Annotated in this window: 15 protein-coding genes, 6 tRNA genes and 1 pseudogene; 12 read left to right on the top strand and 10 right to left on the bottom strand. The window is 74.0% G+C overall.

Annotated elements, in window-relative coordinates; genetic code table 11:
* Positions 1 to 31: 31 nt before the first annotated feature.
* From QBL21_RS21035 to QBL21_RS21020, 4 genes are all read left to right on the top strand, one after another.
* Complete coding sequence (locus QBL21_RS21035; protein ID WP_407563774.1) at positions 32 to 286, top strand: hypothetical protein; 255 nt, start codon at positions 32 to 34, stop codon at positions 284 to 286.
* 184 nt (positions 287 to 470) lie between these two features.
* On the top strand, positions 471 to 677 hold the full coding sequence (locus tag QBL21_RS21030; RefSeq protein WP_407563773.1) for a hypothetical protein: 207 nt from the start codon (positions 471 to 473) through the stop codon (positions 675 to 677).
* A gap of 275 nt (positions 678 to 952) precedes the next feature.
* A complete protein-coding gene (locus QBL21_RS21025) occupies positions 953 to 2,041 on the top strand; it encodes a phosphotransferase family protein (protein ID WP_407563772.1) in 1,089 nt (362 codons plus the stop codon).
* 67 nt (positions 2,042 to 2,108) lie between these two features.
* On the top strand, positions 2,109 to 2,405 hold the full coding sequence (locus tag QBL21_RS21020; protein ID WP_407563771.1) for a zf-TFIIB domain-containing protein: 297 nt from the start codon (positions 2,109 to 2,111) through the stop codon (positions 2,403 to 2,405).
* 112 nt (positions 2,406 to 2,517) lie between these two features.
* Here the strand turns inward: QBL21_RS21020 and QBL21_RS21015 are convergent.
* The 6 genes from QBL21_RS21015 to QBL21_RS20990 all read right to left on the bottom strand — a co-directional run bounded on the left by QBL21_RS21015 (position 2,518) and on the right by QBL21_RS20990 (position 5,732).
* A tRNA-Val gene (locus QBL21_RS21015) sits at positions 2,518 to 2,589 on the bottom strand.
* 156 nt (positions 2,590 to 2,745) lie between these two features.
* Positions 2,746 to 3,888 (bottom strand): S1 family peptidase, encoded by a 1,143-nt coding sequence (locus tag QBL21_RS21010; protein ID WP_407563770.1) that lies wholly within the window; start codon positions 3,886 to 3,888, stop codon positions 2,746 to 2,748.
* 226 nt (positions 3,889 to 4,114) lie between these two features.
* Positions 4,115 to 5,329 (bottom strand): GNAT family N-acetyltransferase, encoded by a 1,215-nt coding sequence (locus tag QBL21_RS21005; protein WP_407566496.1) that lies wholly within the window; start codon positions 5,327 to 5,329, stop codon positions 4,115 to 4,117.
* Between the two features lie 157 nt (positions 5,330 to 5,486).
* Positions 5,487 to 5,561, bottom strand: a tRNA-Val gene (locus QBL21_RS21000).
* A 1-nt stretch (position 5,562) separates the two neighbouring features.
* Positions 5,563 to 5,633: transfer RNA gene (locus QBL21_RS20995), tRNA-Cys, on the bottom strand.
* 26 nt (positions 5,634 to 5,659) lie between these two features.
* Positions 5,660 to 5,732 (bottom strand) — tRNA-Gly (locus tag QBL21_RS20990).
* A gap of 171 nt (positions 5,733 to 5,903) precedes the next feature.
* On the opposite strand from QBL21_RS20990, the gene QBL21_RS20985 reads away from it, so the two are divergent.
* From QBL21_RS20985 to QBL21_RS20975, 3 genes are read left to right on the top strand one after another with little or no spacing between them, the layout of a single operon-like run.
* Complete coding sequence (locus tag QBL21_RS20985) at positions 5,904 to 7,001, top strand: chorismate-binding protein (protein ID WP_407563769.1); 1,098 nt, start codon at positions 5,904 to 5,906, stop codon at positions 6,999 to 7,001.
* On the top strand, positions 6,998 to 7,837 hold the full coding sequence (locus QBL21_RS20980; protein ID WP_407563768.1) for an aminotransferase class IV: 840 nt from the start codon (positions 6,998 to 7,000) through the stop codon (positions 7,835 to 7,837). Before QBL21_RS20985 ends, QBL21_RS20980 begins: the two co-directional genes overlap by 4 nt.
* Before the next feature lie 53 nt (positions 7,838 to 7,890).
* Positions 7,891 to 8,721 carry a GNAT family N-acetyltransferase gene (locus QBL21_RS20975; protein ID WP_407563767.1) on the top strand — a complete coding sequence of 277 codons (831 nt, stop codon included), beginning with the start codon at positions 7,891 to 7,893 and terminating at the stop codon, positions 8,719 to 8,721.
* A gap of 53 nt (positions 8,722 to 8,774) precedes the next feature.
* Here the strand turns inward: QBL21_RS20975 and QBL21_RS20970 are convergent, their stop codons facing one another.
* Positions 8,775 to 9,287: a DsbA family protein gene (locus QBL21_RS20970; protein ID WP_407563766.1), complete on the bottom strand. Its 513-nt coding sequence runs from the start codon at positions 9,285 to 9,287 to the stop codon at positions 8,775 to 8,777.
* A gap of 128 nt (positions 9,288 to 9,415) precedes the next feature.
* On the opposite strand from QBL21_RS20970, the gene QBL21_RS20965 reads away from it, so the two are divergent.
* Entirely contained in the window at positions 9,416 to 9,895 is a 480-nt protein-coding gene (locus tag QBL21_RS20965) for a hypothetical protein (RefSeq protein WP_407563765.1), read from the top strand.
* Between the two features lie 152 nt (positions 9,896 to 10,047).
* Positions 10,048 to 10,200: a hypothetical protein gene (locus QBL21_RS20960; RefSeq protein WP_164492506.1), complete on the top strand. Its 153-nt coding sequence runs from the start codon at positions 10,048 to 10,050 to the stop codon at positions 10,198 to 10,200.
* A gap of 82 nt (positions 10,201 to 10,282) precedes the next feature.
* On the opposite strand, the pseudogene QBL21_RS20955 reads toward QBL21_RS20960, so the two are convergent.
* Positions 10,283 to 10,840: pseudogene (locus QBL21_RS20955) on the bottom strand (CGNR zinc finger domain-containing protein); the annotation flags it as partial.
* A gap of 180 nt (positions 10,841 to 11,020) precedes the next feature.
* On the bottom strand, positions 11,021 to 11,434 hold the full coding sequence (locus QBL21_RS20950) for an SsgA family sporulation/cell division regulator (protein WP_018836768.1): 414 nt from the start codon (positions 11,432 to 11,434) through the stop codon (positions 11,021 to 11,023).
* Between the two features lie 312 nt (positions 11,435 to 11,746).
* On the opposite strand from QBL21_RS20950, the gene QBL21_RS20945 reads away from it, so the two are divergent.
* The 3 genes from QBL21_RS20945 (at position 11,747) to QBL21_RS20935 (ending at position 12,512) form a co-directional block, all read left to right on the top strand.
* Positions 11,747 to 11,818, top strand: a tRNA-Val gene (locus QBL21_RS20945).
* A 117-nt stretch (positions 11,819 to 11,935) separates the two neighbouring features.
* Complete coding sequence (locus tag QBL21_RS20940) at positions 11,936 to 12,388, top strand: SRPBCC family protein (protein WP_407563764.1); 453 nt, start codon at positions 11,936 to 11,938, stop codon at positions 12,386 to 12,388.
* A gap of 52 nt (positions 12,389 to 12,440) precedes the next feature.
* Positions 12,441 to 12,512, top strand: a tRNA-Val gene (locus tag QBL21_RS20935).
* 102 nt (positions 12,513 to 12,614) lie between these two features.
* Here the strand turns inward: QBL21_RS20935 and QBL21_RS20930 are convergent.
* Entirely contained in the window at positions 12,615 to 13,349 is a 735-nt protein-coding gene (locus QBL21_RS20930) for a 3'-5' exonuclease (protein WP_407563763.1), read from the bottom strand.
* Positions 13,350 to 13,672: the final 323 nt, after the last annotated feature.

Below are 13,672 nucleotides of genomic sequence, written 5' to 3'. Positions count from 1 at the left end.
TGCGGCCCCTTGGAAGGGGGATGCGGGACAGGTGAAGGGCGATCGAGTGGAGATAGTCGTGGACGCGGGGGACACGACGCGGACGTACCAGGTGGTGGCCTCGCGCGCCGGCCGGAGGGTCGAGACGTCGGTGCGCCGGGGAGTGGTCGAGGTCAGCGAGGTGACGCGCAGCGGCTCGGTGGTGCGCACGGCCCGGTTCATGGCCACCAGGGTGCTCGCCCTGGTGGAGCATCCCGTGCCGCGCACGGACGGCGAGGTCCCCCTCCGGGAAGACCCTGGGACGTAGTACGCGGTCTCCACCCATGGGAGTAGCGACTTCTCGCCGTAGTCATCCTCCGGGAGGCCAGGCAATCGATACGCGGGCATGACGACCCGTGCCGATCATTTCCCTAATGTTGTCGACAAGCGGCGGGCGCAGCACTCGTCCCCCGAGGTCGGACGCCCGCCGCCCCAACACAGGAGTGGGAACCATGGAGAGAACAGCGGAGCACACCGCACGGCCCAAGGCCGTCGCCGGGGCGCTCGCCGCGTTCGGCGCACAGCCGTCGGAGCGCCGGCACCCGCTGGTCGCACTCGCCATGGTCCTTCCTCTGGCGACCGTGCTCACCGTCGTCTTCGGCGGCTGGGAAGCGGTCATCACACATGCGTCGTCCGTGGCCGGAATGATGGGGCACTAGCCCCGTCAGGCCCGGGAGAGCGGCCCGGGCCGGGGACAGCCGGCTCAGCCCCGTGGGGACGGGGGTGCGGCGGACGGACGTGTACGCCCGGGCGTCTGGGGAGACGCCCGGGCTACGCGTTTTCCGGGCCCGTCGCGGACCGCGCCACCCGGCTGTCCCGCGGGCGCACCCGGCCCGCGCCTCCCGCCCGGGAGGCACCCGGGCCCGTGTCCGCGCGCGTACCGGTCTTGTCACGTTCATGCAGGCCGCCGCGGTACCGGGCCTAGGATGGGCCGGTGCGCGCACGCCTCGTCGACCTGCTGGCGGAGCTGAGCCGGGGGCCCGGCGAGCCCGTGGTGATCGTCGACCGCCCGGACGTGACCGTCGTACGCGGCGGCGGCACCGTACTCAAGGCCCACGCCCCGCGGCTGGACCCCGCTGCCCTCGCCACCCGGCTGCGGGTGGCCGCGCACCCGCTGCTCGCGGGCATCCTGCTGGCGCCCCTCGGCGAGCTGACCGGCCCGGTCGGGGGTCGGCACGTGAGCCGCTGGCCGTACGGGGCCACGGTGGCGCCGGACGCGCCCGACGCGGCGCCGTGGCGGGAGGCGGGGCACCTGATCGCCCGGCTGCACGCGATACCGGCGGACCGGCTGCCGGGGCCGCTGCCGCCGATGTCCGGCCCGGCGAACGCGGCCCGCGCCGTGGCGGCCCTGCGCACCCTGCCCCCCGCCCTCCCGTCCCCGACGCCCGCCCCGGACGGCGCTCCCACCCCCGCCGGCACCTCCGCAGCGCCGGAACGCGGCACCCCGCCCGCGCTCTCGACCGGCCCCTCCCCGGTACGGCTCCCGCCGCCGACGCCCGCCCCGTCACCCACGCGCACGCCCACCCGCACGTCCGCCGCCGCGCTCGTCCTGCGCGCCTGGGAGTGCCTGCCCGGCTGGGCCCGCGGCGAGGAGCCCCGCGCCCAGCCGCGCTCCCTCCTCTGCCACGGCGACCTCCACCTCGGCCAACTCGTGCGCCACCCCGCCCCCGACGGCCCCTGGCACCTCATCGACGTCGACGACCTCGGCCTCGGCGAGCCCGCCTGGGACCTCGCCCGCCCCGCCGCCGGCTACGCCACCGGCCTCATCCCCGTGGCCGACTGGGCGGCCTTCCTCGCCGGCTACCGCGCCGCCGGCGGCCCCGCCGTCGCCCCCGGCGACGACCTCTGGCCGCCCGAGGTCGACGTGCCGGCCCGCACCCTCACCGTCCAGCTCGCCGCCCGCGCCCTGGTGGACGAGTCGGCGGGCGTGCGGCCCCTGGACGAGACCGACCACGACCTGCTCGCGGCCTGCGCCCGCATCGCCGCGATGGGGGGCGGGACGGGGCCGGGCGGCGCGTCGTAGGCTGTGCAGCCATGGCCGCCGTCCGTCATCCGTGGCGGCCGGGAGAGTTGAGGAGTTGAGGGCGACCATGCAGTGTCCCAAGTGCCGTGCGCCGATGCAGACGTACAACCGCAACGGCGTGCAGATCGAGCAGTGCAGCGGGTGCCGGGGGATCTTTCTCGACTACGGCGAGCTGGAGACCCTGTCGCGTCTCGAATCCCAGTGGGCACAGCAGGCCCCGCCGCCTCCGCCCCCGCCGCCCGCGCAGGGCTACCCGCAGCAGGCCCCGGGCTGGGGCGGCGGTCAGCACGGTGGCCACCACGGCGGTCACGGCCACTACGGCCACCGCAAGGGCGGCTTCTCACGCATGCTCTTCTCGTCCTGACCCGGGACCCGGTTCGTACGGCCTCCGCGCGGGGGGCCGTACGGCCACCCGGCCGTGGAACACCCACGGCAAAAGGCCGGAGCGAACTGCTCCGGCCTTCGTCCTTCTGCTGTGCGCGGTACTGGGATTGAACCAGTGACCTCTTCCGTGTCAGGGAAGCGCTCTCCCGCTGAGCTAACCGCGCGCGGTTTCTGCTGCGGCTAGATACTTCCACGCGCCGACCGCCATCGCAAGTCCATGATCATCGTGTGGTCGCGGTACGACCCGTGCCACCCGCCGGCGGGCGGGCGGCACGGGCGAGCGGTCACCGGCGAGGGGCCGGTGCCGCGGTGCGGTCGCGCTACGCGGTGTGCAGCGTCAGCCCGTAGCGGCCGAGGATCTCGTTGACCGGCTGGTACCAGGTCTCGCCGCCACCGCTGCAGTTGCCCCAGCCGCCCGACGTGACGCCCTGCGCCTGGTCGCCGCTGATGAACGAGCCGCCCGAGTCGCCGGGTTCGGCGCACACGCTCGTCTTGGTGAGCTGGTGCACGACGGCGCCGCCGCTGTAGTTGACCGTCTCGTTCTTGGCCAGCAGCGTGCCGCAGTGCCAGCGCGTGGTGGAGCCGGAGCGGCAGATGGAGGCGCCCACCGGGGCCTCCGCCGAGCCGCGGACGAGCTGGTCGGGCACGGTGCCCCAGCCGAGGACCACGGGGACGGTCCACCAGCCGCTGCCGACGCTGACCCAGGCGTAGTCGTTGTCGGGGAACGACGAGCCCTGGAAGGTGCCGATGTGCGAGCCGTCCCAGCCGCGCACCGCCGCGCCCCCGCCGCCGCAGTGGCCCGCGGTGACGAAGCCGCCGTGCACGGAGAAGCCGATGGAGCAGCGGACGTTGCCGGTGTAGTACGGGTCCCCGCCGACGGTTCCGGCGGCGAAGGTGCTCGGTGCCTCGGCGACCGTCCCGACCTCGACGGGACCGGCGGCGCGGGCCCGTTCGAGGAACGTGCGGACGGCGGCGTCGTCGCGGCGGCCGGCGACGACGTCGACCCGGACGCTGTTGGCGCGCGCGTCGACGTGCCAACTGGCCACCCCGGCGGGGGCGGACAGCTCGTCCAGGCGCTTCTTCGCCGCGTCCAGCCGCGCGGCGCTGTGCTCGACGACGCGTACGTCGGCACCCGCCGCCCGTACCGCCTCCGCGTGCCGCGGTGCGGTGACGGCGACGGTGAGCCGGCCGCTGTCCGCGTCGTACCAGGAGCCGCCGTAGGCGGATCCGGCGGCGCGCTCGGCCTTCTTCTCGATCCCGGCTGCCCGGCGTTCGTCGGCCAGCCGCTCCCGGGCCTGGTCGGCCGTCAGGCCGAGATCCCGTTCCAGCGCGGCCAGCAGTCCTGCCGAGAGCCGCGGCGCGGAGTCCGCGCCGGCGGCGGGGGCGAGCGCGGCGGCGCCGCCCCAGGTGCCGAAGAGCAGGAGTGCGGACAGGCCGAGCCTCAATCCGGAGGTGCGTCTCACGATGGCGGACCTTTCTGTAGTTCCCTCGTGTCGAGTGGGGGTGGAACACAGATGGTTGAGAGCGCTCTCACTCGGTGCGCTGTCACCACAGCACGGGCCCGCGTGTTTGTCCAGACCTTTCGCACGCACCGCAAAACGGCCGCCCGGTCCTCTCGGGACCGGACGGCCTGCGTTGCGGCTCCTGCTCAACCGCCTCCGGGCGTACGCCTCTTCGGGCGCGCCGCGGCTAGAACTCCTCCACCGTGTGCGGCAGCAGCGGCGTGCGCAGCGCGGCGTCGAGCGCGTCGGCCGCGCCCGCGGTGTGCTCGGTCGCCAGGCCCGCGCGGACGGCGCCGGCGAGGGTGGAGCCGCCGAGGTAGGCGGCGGACAGGTCGCGTACGTCCACGCTGAGGTCCGGCTCCGCGTCGGCGCCCTCGTAGGCGGCCGGGGCGCCGGGCGCGACCGTGAGCCGGTACGTGCCCGCGTTGGCCGGCACCGCGGAGTCGGCCACCGCCAGCACGACGTCCGCCGCGGCGGCCCAGGAGCGGCGCCGCAGGGCCGTGCCGACGTCGGTCAGCCGCACCCACAGCGCCGGGAACGTGCTCGTGACCCGCACCTGGTCGCGGTCGGCGGCGAAGAGCAGCAGCGGGTCGTCGAGCGGGCGGCCCCAGGCGCGTACCGTGCCGGTCAGGTCGAGGGAGGCGAGGTAGCGCCACAGGGCCGCGGCCACGGCCGGGGTGTCCGCCTCCAGTTCGTCCAGGCGCACCAGGCCCGGGGTGTCGGGGCGGTCGCCCTCGTCCTTCGTGCGGTAGACGGCGTAGCCGGCGAGGGGTTCGCCGAGGGCGACGACGCGCGGCCGGGAGAAGTCCTCGTCGTCCGGGTCCCGCTCGACCATCCACTCCTCGGCCCACCACTCCTCGCTGCGCGCGGGCCGGCCGGCGCGCGCCGCACGGGTGCGGTCGTAGTACGGGCCGAGCAGCGCGGGCGCCTGCGCCGGGTCCACCAGCCGCAGGGGCCGCTCGTCGGGGGTGATCCGCAGCCGCAGCGCGGCCCGGGAGTCGATCTCGACGGTGGCGCCGTATGTGGCGGGGCCGAACCCGAACCGCCCGTAGATGGCGGTCTCCGACGCCCACAGCGCCGAGATCGGCCAGCCCTCGGCCGTGCAGCGCGCGAACAGCTCGGCGATCATCCCGGAGAGCACCCCGCGGCGCCGGTGGGTCGGCGCCACGGAGACGAACGTCAGGCTGGGACAGGGGAGTTCGGCGCCGGGGACGGCCATCGTGAACGGCAGTGCGGCGACCATGCCGACCAGCGTGTTCGCGTGGTACGCGCCGATGCGCAGGCAGCCCGCCAGAAGTTCGTGATGACGTTTGCGAAGCTCGTCCTCGGGCTTCTCGTGGAAGACCAGATAGGCCAGCTCCTGAGCCCGGTCGATGTCACTTTCGGGTATTTCACGGAACACAATGGCAGCACGGTCGTTCATATTCCGACACTATCCGTCATGCCCGAACCGCGCACATCGCTTTCATGCCACAGCGGGACGGGCGCGGTGCAGCCGCGCGGCAACGAAGAAGGCGACCCATGAGCGCGTGCTGCGCGGTCATGGGTCGCCCCTCGCGTGGTGGACGATACTGGGATTGAACCAGTGACCCCTTCCGTGTCAGGGAAGTGCTCTCCCGCTGAGCTAATCGTCCGAGGTGGAGACGGGATTTGAACCCGTGTAGACGGCTTTGCAGGCCGTTGCCTCGCCTCTCGGCCACTCCACCAGCGAGGGCCATCGAGGCCCTCATCGAGCGGACGACGAGATTCGAACTCGCGACCCTCACCTTGGCAAGGTGATGCTCTACCAACTGAGCTACGTCCGCCGGTCGTGCTCGGAAGGCGCCGGTGAGGCCCTTCCGGTAGTCATGAACCTTAGCGGATTCCGGGGCCAGCTCAAATTCGGTTTCCCGCACGTGCCGGGACCGCGGCCGGCCCGTACCCGGCGGGCGTCGGCGCCGGCGGCCGGTGTCCGCCGGCCGCCATAGACTCGCCGCGTGCCCCGCCTCGCCCCGCTCGCCCGCTTCGGCGGTCTCGTCGCCTCCGACCTGCGCGACGTGACCGGCGACCCGGCGGCGCTCGACTCCTCGGGCTGGTGGGCCGTCGTCGCCGGGTACGAGGGCCGCACGGTGTGCGCGCGCTTCGGCGACGTACGCCCCGACCCGCACCCGCCCGCCCGCCGCGCGCACCGGTGGCGCGGCCCCGGCGCCGCGCGCTGGACCAGCTCGCTCGACCGCGCCGGCTACGTCGCGGGGGTACGCCGCATCAAGGAGCACATCGCCGCGGGCGACGTCTACCAGGTCAACCTGTGCCGCGTCCTCACCGCCCCGCTCCCCGGACCCGGTCCCGACGCCGCCGACTCCGATTCCGGATCCGACGCCGCCGACGTCGATGCCCTCGCCGCCGTCCTCGCCCGCGGCAACCCCGCCCCGTACGCCGGTGTCGTCCGGCTGCCCGCGCACGGCGTCGAGATCGCCACCGCCTCGCCCGAGCTGTACCTGCGCCGCACCGGCCGTGCCGTCGAGTCCGGCCCCATCAAGGGCACCGGCCGCACCGCCGCCGACCTGACCGCGAAGGACCGCGCCGAGAACGTCATGATCGTCGACCTCGTGCGCAACGACCTCGGCCGCGTCTGCACCACCGGCTCCGTCACCGTGCCCGCCCTGTGCGCCGTCGAGGAGCACCCCGGCCTCGTCCACCTCGTCTCCACCGTCCGCGGCGAGCTGGCCCCCGGCGCCGGCTGGGCGGAGCTGATCGGCGCCACCTTCCCGGCCGGCTCCATCACCGGCGCGCCGAAGAGCAGCGCGCTGCGCATCATCGACGCGCTGGAGACCGCCCCCCGCGGCCCGTACTGCGGCGGCCTCGGCTGGGTCGACGCCGACCGCGGCACCGGCGAACTCGCCGTCGGCATCCGCACGTTCTGGATCGACCGGACCGCGGCCCGCGGCCCCGTCCTGCGCTTCGGCACCGGCGCGGGCATCACCTGGGGCTCCGACCCGGAGCGGGAGTGGCGCGAGACGGAGTTGAAGGCGGCCCGGCTGCTCGGGGTAGCGTCGGAAGCGGAAGTCACGAGTGAAGGGACCGTACGCCCATGAAGGTCTGGCTCGACGGCGGGCTGCGCGAGGTGGCCGAGGCACGGGTCTCGGTGTTCGACCACGGCATCACCGTGGGCGACGGCGTCTTCGAGACGCTGAAGGCCACCGGCGGTACCGCCTTCGCCGTCACCCGCCACCTGGAGCGCCTGGCGCGCTCCGCCCGCGGCCTCGGGCTGCCCGAGCCCGACCTGGACGAGGTCCGCCGGGCCTGCGAGGCGGTGCTGGCGGCCGAGCCCGTGCCGCACGGCCGGCTGCGGGTCACGTACACCGGCGGCACCGCCCCCCTGTCCTCCCTCCGCGGCGACGCGGACGACAGCCGCCCCACCCTGGTCGTCGCCCTCGCCGCCGCCGAGCCGCGGCCGGACGGGACGGACGTCGTCACCGTGCCCTGGACCCGCAACGAGCGCGGGGCCGTCGCGGGCCTGAAGACCACGTCGTACGCGGAGAACGTCGTCGCGCTCTCCCGCGCGCACGAGGGCGGCGCCAGCGAGGCGCTCTTCGCCAACACCCGCGACCGGCTCTGCGAGGGCACCGGCTCCAACGTCTTCGTCGTCGTCGGCGGCGAGGTGCACACCCCGCCGCTCGACTCCGGCTGCCTGGCCGGGATCACGCGGCAACTGGTGCTGGAGTGGACCGGCGCGCGGGAGACGGACCTGCCGTTCTCGGTGCTCGCGGAAGGCGGTGACGTGGACGAGGTCTTCCTGACCTCCTCGCTGCGCGACGTCCAGGCCGTACGCCATCTCGACGGCCGCGTGCTGCCGGGCGTCCGCGGTCCGGCCACGGCAAAGGCGATGCAGGTGTTCGCCGAGCGCTCCGCGGGGGACATCGACCCGTAGGAACGCGGTGACCGGAGCGGTACGCCGAGCGGTGCGAGGACGAAGGGGAAGCGATGACGACCCACCTGCGCCCGGCCGGAGCCGAGCGGCACGAGGCGGACGGCGGCCGTACGCGCGCGTACGCCGTGTGCGTCAACGGCCACCCGGTCGGCGACGTCGAGCTGGCCACCGACCCGCGCCTCGGCCCCACCGCGGGCCGCGTACGCACGCTGCGGATCCACAAGCCCGAGCGCGGCCGGGGGCGCGGCACGGTGGCCGCGCTGGCGGCCGAGGAGGTGCTGCGCGGCTGGGGCTGCCGGGACGTCCTGCTCAGCCTCGACGCCCGCGCGGACGTCGGCCTGCGGCTGGCCGCGGCGCTGGGCTACACCGAGACGGGCCGCACGCTGGACAAGAAGCCGGCCGAGGCGCCCGAGCTGCCGCACGGCTGCGTCGTACGGCCGATGGCCGCGGCCGAGTACCCGGACTGGCGGATCGCCGAGGCGGACACGTACGCGCAGCGGTGGCGGGAGCGGGGGATGTCGCCGGACGAGGCGCGCAGCCGCTCGCGCGCCGACCACGACGACCTGCTGCCCGCCGGCGCCGCCACCCCGGACGTCGCGCTGCGCGTCCTGGAGCACGACGGGGCGGCGGTGGGCACGGTCTGGATCGCGCTGCGCCCGCTGATCGCCACCGGCGGGTACGTCTATTCCGTGGCCGTCGCGCCGGAGCACCGGGGGAGGGGCCACGGCCGGACCCTGATGCGCGTCGCGGAGCGCGAGTGCCTGGCCGCGGGGCTGCCCACCCTGGGGCTGCACGTCTTCGCCGGGAACGACGTGGCACTGCGCCTGTACGAATCGCTGGGCTACCGCCCGACCGCGTACCACCTGCGCAAGCCGCTGATCTGAGCAACCAGGCGGGCGGCGCGGCGGCCCGCCGGTTCGCCCGCCGGCCGGCCGACTCAGTCGGCCGCGGCCAGCAGCCGGTCCGCGATCTCCCCGATCCGCTCCCGCAGCCCCTCCTGGCTCTTGCCGCCGTCCAGCCGCTCGCCCCCGATGACGTACGTCGGCGTCCCCGTCACCCCGATCGCCTTGCCCTCGGCCACGTCGGCGTCCACGATCAGGAAGTGCCGCCCGTCCACGAGCGCGGTCTCCACCTCCGCCGCGTCCAGGCCCACCTCCCGCGCCGTCTCGACCAGCAGCGGCTCGCCCTTCCTGCCGAACTCCTCGGCGCGCGCGAGCACCGCCTCCGCGTACTCCCAGCCCCTGCCCTGCTCGAAAGCCTCCTCGGCCGCCTGGGCGCCCGCCATGGCGTGCTCGTGCCTGCCCAGAGGGAAGTGGCGCAGCCGGATGTCGAGCCGGTCCCCGTAGCGCTCCCGCAGCGCGCGCAGGTCGGCGAGCGCCGTCCGGCAGTCCGGACACTGAAGCTCGCACCACACGTCGAGGACGGGCGCAGCGTTCACATCGTTCTCCATGGGCGCCAGTCTTCCAGGCCCGCGGGGGTGCCCCCGTCTCGGTCCTGGGGACGAGCCGGACCCGGAGATGTCCCCCATGCCGTGCCGCACCATGGCAATCGCGACGCGTTCCGGTGCACGATGGAAGCATGTTCACCACCACGGTCTGCGCCGCGCTCTCCGCGGCGGGGCTCGCGATCTCGCTGCTGACCGCATACCGGCGAAGGTTCCGGCGGGCGACGAAGATCGCCGCCCTGTCGCTGGTGCCCGTCGGCCTGGCCATGGCGGGCCTGATCGAACTCGGCGGCAAGGTGGGCCGGGCGATCGGGGACTGGGCGGCGGACCTCGTCCTCAAGCCCTCGGTCTGGGGCGGCTTCGCGGTGCTCGCGGTCGCCGTGCTGCTGTGGATCGTCCAGCGCCTCGTCGGCGAGCGCGCCAAGCGCAAGGAAGGCGGGAGCGCACCGGCCGCCCCGGCGGCGGCACCGTCGGCGTCCCGCCCCGCGCTCGGCGGGGGCCGGGCGGGCAAGTCGCGCGGCGCGGCGCCGGCGACGGGCGGCCGCAAGCGTTCCGGGTCCGGGGACGAGGACTTCTCCGACATCGAGGCGATTTTGAAGAAGCACGGAATCTGACGCTACGGGCCTCCCGAACTACCCTGCGCAGCCACCGAGTCGACGTCCGGCGACAAGAACCGATCAAGCACGGCCGATCTTCGTGAACAGGCCGTTGTTTCCTGGCGTGTTGCCCACTTGGGCATGCGTGCCTGCGTAATCATCTGCGCGAGATGAACGACCACACTCCCGCACCGCGGCCTCCCGCCCCTGCCGAGACCCGCGGCTGCCTCTTCGCCCTGTCCCAGCCGCCGTTGATGCTCTTTCTCACCGTCGTGGGCGTGCTGATCTTCGGCACCTCGGTCTACGACCTCATCGGCTGGTGAGCGCCGCCCCGCCGGTCGCCCCGGCCGCCGCCTTCCCGGTCCCCGCCCCCGTCCCGGTCCCGTCGCCGCGTCCGCTCTCGGCCGCCGCCTCGCGCTGCCGCGCGCGGTACGCGGCCACATGCAGCCGGTTGCCGCACGTGCGGCTTGAGCAGTAGCGGCGGGAGCGGTTGCGCGAGTAGTCCACGAAGGCCCGGCCGCAGTCCGGCGCCTCGCAGCGGCGCAGCCGCTCGCGCTCGCCGGCGACGACGAGGAACGCCAGCGCCATCCCGCCGTCCGCGGCCAGATGCTCGGCGACGGAGGCGCCGGGCGCGAAGTAGTGCACGTGCCACTCGTAGCCGTCGTGGTCCGTGAGCTGCGGCGTCGTGCCGGCGGCGGCCACGATCGCGTTCAGCCGTTCCGCCGCCGCCCGGTCGTCCGGGGCGGCGAAGACGGCCGAAAGGTCGCTCCGTACGGCACGGACCGCGGCGACGTCGGAGCCGCACAGGGCCTCGATGCCGCTGATCTCCTGCTCGTCGACGAACCCCTGAAGCGCCGCCACGTCCACGAGCGCGTCCGATTCCGCGCCCCCGTCCCCGGTGTCGGTGTTCAAGAGCGCCACGACGATGTCGAGCGCGCACCGGGTGTCGTGATCGATCAGCACCGTTCCGCTCCCCTGGTCGGGCCGCGCGTTCCCCTGGTCGGTCTGACGCCGACTCTAGCCAAAACGTGACACCGCCGTCGCCCACGTCGGGCGACGGCGGTGCCTGATGCTGCGGTTGTCCGGTTGCGGCCCGGCCGTCTCCCCGAGGCTGACGGCTACGGACGGTGACCTCGTACGGGCTCAGCTCTCCGCGAGGATGTGCGAGAGCTCCGTGTCGAGGTCGAAGTGGCGTGGCTCCGTCCCGGGCGGCACGGCGGCGTCCGTGCGCTTCAGGAAGGACTCCAGCGCCCGCGCGGGTGCTTCGAGCAGTGCCTCGCCCTCGGGCGAGCTGAGGGCGATGCAGACGACGCCCTGGCCGTGGCTTCTGGATGGCCAGACGCGGACGTCGCCGGTGCCGGTCGGGCGGTGGAGCCCTTCGGCGAGGAGGTCGCGGGCGAACACCCATTCGACCGTCTCTTCTGCGCCCGTGTGGAAGGTGGCGTGCACGGCGTAAGGATCCGCGGTGTCGTACCGCAGACCTGCGGGGACAGGCAGGGAAGACTCGCTCGACACAACGAGGCGCAGGTGCAGCTCGCAGCTGACCGTGTGGTTCATAAGCGCCAGGGCCTTTCGCTCAGTGTGCGCTCGGGGATTCGCACGTCGGCGAAGTCGACATGCCACCTACCGGGGCGTTGTAAACCCCTCTGACTGTTTTGTGATGTTTTTCGTAGTTCGTACGGCCTAGTGCAGGTTCTCGGAGCAGGGCCGTTCCGGTGAACTCTCCGGCACGGATAGTTTGGGCTCCATGGATGCGGAGAGTAACGAGGATCGGGCCCGGTGTGACGGAGGCGCGCGGAAGGCGCGGGGGCGGAAGGCCGGTAAGGGGCACACGCAGGTGCTCACATCGGGTAACGTGGTCACCCGCGAGGGCGATTAGCTCAGCGGGAGAGCGCTTCGTTCACACCGAAGAAGTCACTGGTTCGATCCCAGTATCGCCCACGAGCCGACAGGCGACCTGTGTCCGCGGAACGCGCGGAGCGGGTCGCCTTCGCCGTTGGCGGGTACCGGCGGGCGGGGCGGGGGGCCCAACGTGTGTGTCCGGGGCAGACTCGCGGCATGGGCCTGAGCCACTATCGCTTCCGCAGCGTGTGGGACCTCCCCGACGCGCCCCCCGCCGTCGTCTACGACGTCCTCGCCGACGCCGACGCCTACCCCGCCTGGTGGCCGCAGGTCCGCCGGGTCACCCGGCTCGACGAGCACACCGGCACCGCCGTCTTCGGCTCCGCGCTTCCGTACGAACTGCGCGTCACCGCACGGGCCGTGCGGCAGGACCCCGGGGCCGGGGTGGTACAGATCGAGATGACCGGCGATCTGGCGGGCTGGGCCCGCTGGACGGTCTCCGCCCGGGCCGGCGGCACCAGCGCCGTCTTCACCCAGCAGGTGGAGGTGACGCGGCCGTCGCTGCGGCTGCTCGCGCTGCCCGGGCGGCCGTTCTTCGTCGCCAACCACGCCTGGATGATGCGCTCGGGCCGCCGGGGGCTGCTGGCGCTGCTGCGGCAACGGGTTTGAACACCGAGGCCGCCGCAATGTATGGTTCTGGCCGCGCCACCACGGCGTTCCCGGGCGATTAGCTCAGCGGGAGAGCGCTTCGTTCACACCGAAGAAGTCACTGGTTCGATCCCAGTATCGCCCACAAGGTCGAGGCGACCTGTGTCCGCAAGAAGCGCGGACACAGGTCGCCTTCGTCGTTTCTGCGCGGCTGCGCCCCCGCGTCCCGGCTACGGGGCGCCCCGCATCACGCTCGGGCCGCCGTCGTCAGGCCGCTCATGCGTAACGGCCAGGCCGGGTCGCAGCGTTCGTCCGAGCCCGTGTGCGCGAACCACGCCGTCAGGCCGCGCGCCTGCGCGCCGTGCCAGACCGCCTGCCGCGCGTGCAGCTCCGCGGCGCTCAGCTCGCCCAGCCGCTCCGCGTAGCGCTGGCCGATGGCCCGTACGAGACGCAGCGCCGCCGTCGCGTCCGCGCCCGCCTCGTGGGCGCCGGCCAGCTCCACGCCGTAGTGCTCGCACAGCGCCGACAGCGTGCGGCGGCCCTTGCGGTAGCGGTCGAGGTGCCGGTCCAGCACCAGCGGGTCCAGCACGCACAGCGGGGCGCCGCCGAGGTACTTCGGCAGCGAGGAGGCGCGGTGCCGGCCCAACTCCCGGTCCAGCAGCGTGAGATCGTACGGGGCGTTCATCACCACCAGCGGCACGTGGCTCGCGCACTGCGCCGCCAGGGCCTTGCCGACCTCCTCCATCACCGGCGCCGGCCAGCGGCCGAGGCGCTGGAGATGCGGCAGCGTCAGCCCGTGGATCGCCGTGGCCGCCGCCGGGATCTCGACGTCGGGGGAGACCAGCCACGACGTACAGCGGGGCGGTGAGGTGATGTGGGGCTGCACGACGACGGCTGCGGAGAGTATCCGGTCGCGTTCCACGTCCACGCCGGTGGTCTCGGTGTCGAAGGCCGCGAGCGGCCCCTCGTACCAGAGCGTCATCGCCCCAACTCCCTGGACTTTTGCGGACTGTGGAGGTCGGCCCGCCCGACCGGGTGATACCCGCAACACCGCGGATTCGAACAATGGTTGTTTGGCGGAGAGTCGGCGCGGTGACAACAGAGAGTGAGGGCCGGGCACACCTCCGGTCGCCCGTGGAGGCCCGGCCCCGTCACCTACCCGACAGCGCGTGGAAGGCAGTTGGGCCATGGCCCTGACACGGCCTGAACCGAGCGGCCCGCTTCCGGGGCGGGCCGCCCCGCGGCGCGGCGCTCCCGGCGGGACGGCGTGCCCGCAGACGTGGCGTACCGCCCGTCTGCCCGCGG

This window comes from Streptomyces sp. 184, from assembly GCF_045781775.1.
Lineage (GTDB): Bacteria > Actinomycetota > Actinomycetes > Streptomycetales > Streptomycetaceae > Streptomyces.
This window is presented reverse-complemented; position numbering and strand designations above follow the sequence as displayed.